Origin of the sequence: Clostridium sp. N3C (assembly GCF_900095445.1) — a bacterium.
Classification (GTDB): Bacteria; Bacillota; Clostridia; order Clostridiales; family Clostridiaceae; genus Clostridium_AU.
The window spans coordinates 1-603 of sequence record NZ_FMJL01000090.1; the positions used below are offsets into that span (position 1 = coordinate 1).

A 603-nucleotide genomic window follows, 5' to 3' on the forward strand; every position below is an offset into this window, starting at 1 on the left:
TTATAGTTACGGCCGCCGTTTACTGGGGCTTAAGTTCATGCCTTCGCTTGCGCTAAGCAATCCCCTTAACCTTCCAGCACCGGGCAGGCGTCAGCCCCTATACATCAGCTTTCGCTTTAGCAGAGACCTGTGTTTTTGCTAAACAGTTGCTTGGGCCTATTCTCTGCGACCTACTCTCGTAGGCACCCCTTCTCCCGAAGTTACGGGGTCAATTTGCCGAGTTCCTTAACTGCAATTCTTCCGCTGGTCTTAGGATTCTCTCCTCACCTACCTGTGTCGGTTTGCGGTACGGGCACTACTTCACTCCCTAGAGGCTTTTCTTGGCAGCGTGGAATCAGATACTTCGCTACTAAACTTCGCTCCCCATCGCACCTCAGCATTGAGCAAACGGATTTGCCTATCTGCTCTGCCTAAGTACTTAGACCCACATCCAATAGTGAGCACATCCTATCCTCCTGCGTCACCCCATCGGTAATAACGCGTTGTAGTGGTATCGGAATATCAACCGATTGTCCATCGCCTACGCCTATCGGCCTCAGCTTAGGTCCCGACTAACCCTGGGCGGACGAGCCTTCCCCAGGAAACCTTAGGTTTTCGACCAAA

General features: G+C 52.1%; 1 rRNA gene. It reads right to left on the reverse strand.

Going from position 1 to position 603, the window contains the following annotated elements:
- Window positions 1-603: ribosomal RNA gene (locus N3C_RS14395) — 23S ribosomal RNA — on the reverse strand; the annotation flags it as partial.